The sequence below is a fragment of the Marinimicrobium sp. UBA4509 genome, from assembly GCF_002388575.1.
Classification (GTDB): Bacteria; Pseudomonadota; Gammaproteobacteria; order Pseudomonadales; family Cellvibrionaceae; genus Marinimicrobium; species Marinimicrobium koreense.
This window is the reverse complement of sequence record NZ_DGMV01000062.1, coordinates 10,326-14,121: the sequence shown is the minus strand read 5'-3', so window position 1 is coordinate 14,121 and position 3,796 is coordinate 10,326. Positions and strand designations below refer to the sequence as shown.

General features: G+C 59.5%; 4 protein-coding genes. All 4 read left to right on the top strand.

Features of this window, described 5'->3' with window-relative positions; all coding sequences use genetic code 11:
- Positions 1–262: cbb3-type cytochrome oxidase assembly protein CcoS (gene ccoS / locus B3520_RS12150; protein ID WP_286876152.1), on the top strand; the 262-nt coding region annotated here is incomplete at its 5' end.
- Positions 262–984, top strand: a complete 723-nt coding sequence (locus B3520_RS12145) for a sulfite exporter TauE/SafE family protein (protein WP_286805985.1) — start codon at positions 262–264, stop codon at positions 982–984. The genes ccoS and B3520_RS12145, both read left to right, overlap by 1 nt.
- Positions 985–1,280: 296 nt before the next feature.
- Positions 1,281–2,918 carry a hypothetical protein gene (locus tag B3520_RS12140; protein WP_286805983.1) on the top strand — a complete coding sequence of 546 codons (1,638 nt, stop codon included), beginning with the start codon at positions 1,281–1,283 and terminating at the stop codon, positions 2,916–2,918.
- A gap of 127 nt (positions 2,919–3,045) precedes the next feature.
- Positions 3,046–3,639, top strand: coding sequence for an OmpH family outer membrane protein (locus B3520_RS12135; protein ID WP_286805982.1), 594 nt, complete (start codon positions 3,046–3,048; stop codon positions 3,637–3,639).
- Positions 3,640–3,796 lie beyond the last annotated feature (157 nt).

Below are 3,796 nucleotides of genomic sequence, written 5' to 3'. Positions count from 1 at the left end.
CCCGCCACTGGGCTTGCCCCGCGCACAGGAGGTTGATGTGGAAAGTCTGTTTTTATTGGTGCCCATCGCCCTGATTTTTGTCGCCATTGCTCTGAAAGTGTTTTTCTGGGCAATCAAGAGCGGCCAGTACGACAATCTCGATACTGAAGCTCATCGCATTCTGTTTGATGATGATGAGCCCGATGAGGCACAACGCACCGCCCCAAAGACCTCTGGACGGCATCCCGAGTCCGACAACCAGACCGATGGAAAAGGTTCGTGATGGCGGCCGACGCATCAGTTTGGGGAAGCTGGTTGGCGGCCTGGACGCTGGGGCTGTTCAGCAGTGCCCATTGTCTGGGCATGTGTGGCGGCATCATGGGCGCGCTGTCCGCCGCGATTCCCGCCGAGGCCAGGGGGCGTCGCTGGCGACTGCTGCTCTTGTACAACGTTGGACGCATTGCCAGCTATACCCTGATGGGACTGCTGGCAGGCCTGGTAGCCGGCGGCATTACGCCGTTGGATCCGGTGCTGCGCCTGCTCGCGGGGCTACTGCTCATTGCCATGGGGCTGTACCTGGCGGGCTGGTGGCGAGGGCTGACCTGGCTGGAGCGGGGGGGCGCGGTGGTATGGCGCCGGCTGCAGCCGCTGGGTAAATCCCTATTGCCGGTTCGCCGCGCGCCCCAGGCACTGTTGCTGGGCGCCTTGTGGGGCTGGTTGCCCTGCGGACTGGTGTACACCGCGTTGGCTTATGCCCTCGCCCAGGGCAACGTCTGGGCCAGCGGCGGGACCATGCTCGCCTTCGGTTTGGGTACCCTTCCGGCGGTGCTGGCAGCGGGGGTGATGGCGCAGCAACTTACCCGGCTGCTGCAGCGGCGTGGCCTGCGAGTATTCATGGCTCTGGCCATCATTCTGTTTGGGCTCTGGACTCTGTGGCCGGCCGTCGGCGGCGGTCACGGGGGCGAGGGCCATAACCCCGACGCCGATCATTCCCTTCACCACTGACTCGGACGCGCAACCCCGGGGCGTTTCTGCGGTCCAAGCGCCATGAGTGGGTGCTCCGTCCCTGTCCGCCAAGTTTATCCGTGACGCTGCGGTTTCTTCCGGTATATGATGGGGCCTATTGTTGAATGGGTGCCTGGCAGGCATCCCGGTGGGCGAGAATTATAACTGTTGTGAAAATATGGAAGCCAGGTAGTCACCGATTTTTGCTCGGATCGCGTCCTGTAGTGCCAAACTGGCGGCGATTGGCGTGCTTGCTGAGCAGCTGCTGTCTGTCCGGGCTGGTACAGGCGACGCCCGTGAGTACGGACACGGTGGCGGGTGAGGGCGGTCAGGCCTGCGAGCACTTTCAGTATGAGTATCGCGACCTCGCGGAGCAGCGGGAGAGTCGCCTGGTGTTCGATGCCTTTAATGAGCACGAAGGCAAAACCATTCGCCGCATTCAGTTTGACAGTCGGGCCATTTTTGATGAGTCGGACCCCGCCGAAAACAACTGGCTGTACCGAGGCTTCAACCGCCTGCACATCAATACTCGCGAGCCCGTCATCGCCAGCCAACTCTTGCTGCAAGAGGGCGATTCCCTGCGTGAAAAGCTGATCGCGGAATCCGAGCGGATTCTGCGCAGCCGCAATTACCTGACCAGTGCCTATATCGTTCCCGATGTGGTCTGCCCGGACTATATTGACCTCCGGGTCATTACCCGCGACTCCTGGGTGACTGAGCCCGAGCTGACCTTCAAGCATGAAGGAGGCGAAACCGAATCCGGCATTGGCCTTAAAGACGGTAACTTTCTGGGTACCGGTGATGCGATTGCCCTTCGTTATTCGCAAAATATTGAGCGCTCCAGTGTCGGTTACGAGTATAAAACCGACCACTTTATGAAAACCCGGTTGGCGACGCGGCTGTATTACGCGCAAAAGAGTGACGGGGAAGATAAAGCCTTCAGTCTGGAGCGGCCCTTCTATTCACTGGAAACCCCCTGGGCCGCCGGTGGTTTTACGGAGGATGTGGCCGAAGTTCGCACCATTCGCGAGGGTGGTGAAGAGATCAATGAGTTCCGGCACCGCACTCGAGACAGTGAGATCTACTTCGGGGTGGCGGCCCGGGCCGATGAGCGGTTTACCCGGCGTTGGCGCCTGGGTATTACCCGAGAGGAGGATATTTTCAGCGCTTCGGATGAGACGGTGCTGGGGGTTCCCGAGAACCGCAAGGGCAATTACGGTTGGCTGGGGCTGGAAGTGATTGAAAACCGCTTTGCCACTTACAAGAACCTCAATCAGATTCAGCGTACGGAAGACGTTGCGATGGGCGTCAACTATCGGCTAAGACTCGGTTATGGCGGCTCCCAGCTCGGTAACGACCGGGATCTTGTCCGCTATCAGGCCGCTTACAGCAACGTTATCGGGGTGGGCGAGCACCATATACTCCGGCTGCTGGGCGATCTGGACGGCCGCCACTATAAAGGCCCCAACCCCATCGACAGCGGGGTGGTCGGGCTTGAGGTCAATTACAACTGGTTTCGCGACGACCAGAACCGCTGGTACTTGAACTTGCGCTATGACATTGGTGAAAACCTGGAGCAGTTTGAGCAACTGACACTGGGGGGCGCCAATGGTCTGCGTGGTTATCCAGTGGATTATCAGCGCGGTAACCGTCGCTATCTTCTGAATATCGAGCGCCGTTATTTTTCCGATCTTCACCTGTTTAACATCGTCCGCATGGGGGCGGTGGCATTTTTTGATGCCGGGCGGAGCTGGGGCGGGCAGATTGACGGCGAACCCAACCCACACCTGTCCAACGTGGGCATTGGCCTGCGTTTCAGCTCCAGTAAAACCAAGGTGGGTAACGTCCTGCACATCGATTTTGCCGCGCCGCTGGCTGAGCGAGGGGGGCTGGACAGCACACAGGTGCTCATCAAGGCTGAGGGGGAGTTCTGAGCCTTATGCCGAGAGAGGCCCCGTTACAGCCCTGCCTTTTATTGAAAACAGTGTGAGTTAAGTGTAATCTCTGTCTGCAAGGCCACTTTTTTCAGGTGGTTTTTGATATTCAGCAGAGTGAATAATAATGGCTCATTCGCAACTGTTCCCAAGAAATGCCGGCTTCCTGGTCGGTACCTCCAGATCGTTCAAAGCCCACTGTATCGGGATTGTGGCCCTGTTGGCCTGTGCCTGCACGCGGGCAGAGCCCACGTTCGCCGTGGTTGACCTCACCGATGCCGTATTTGCAACGAAGGTGGCTGTCGCCCGATTGGAGGCGCTGCGTGACAATCCAGCCTTCCAGCAGTACCAGTCCGCCCTTGAGAGCGCCGAAGCTGACCTGCAGAACCTTGACCGCCGGGCGCAGGCCTCCGGGCTGAGCGAGTCGCAGCGGGAGATGGTGCAGAAGCGGATCGAGCATATCCAGCGGGAACTGATCGATACGGGGCAGGATCTCGAGCGATGGTTACAAGCGCAGAAGCGGGCCATCTTTGAGGAACTATCGCCGCTTGCCCGAACCGCGCTGGATGAGCTTGCCCGGGAGCGCCAGCTGGATCTGATTATCGCCAAAGATGCGATCATTTACGCTCAGGGGCGATGGGTGTTGACGCCGTCGCTGACGGAGAGAATTGATCGGGGTACGGCGCCCAGTGGCGCAGTGTCTGAGCTTTCTGATGAGTAGGGCCCTAGCCATGTCTAAAGCCTATCTGTTGTGGGGGTTGGTGTGGGTCAGTGCGCTTTGCCAGGCCCAATCGCCGGTGGAACTGATTGATACCGAGGCCGGGGCTGAATCTCAGGCCGATGCCTCGGCGCCGACGTTGCCCGCCGAGCCGCGCCAG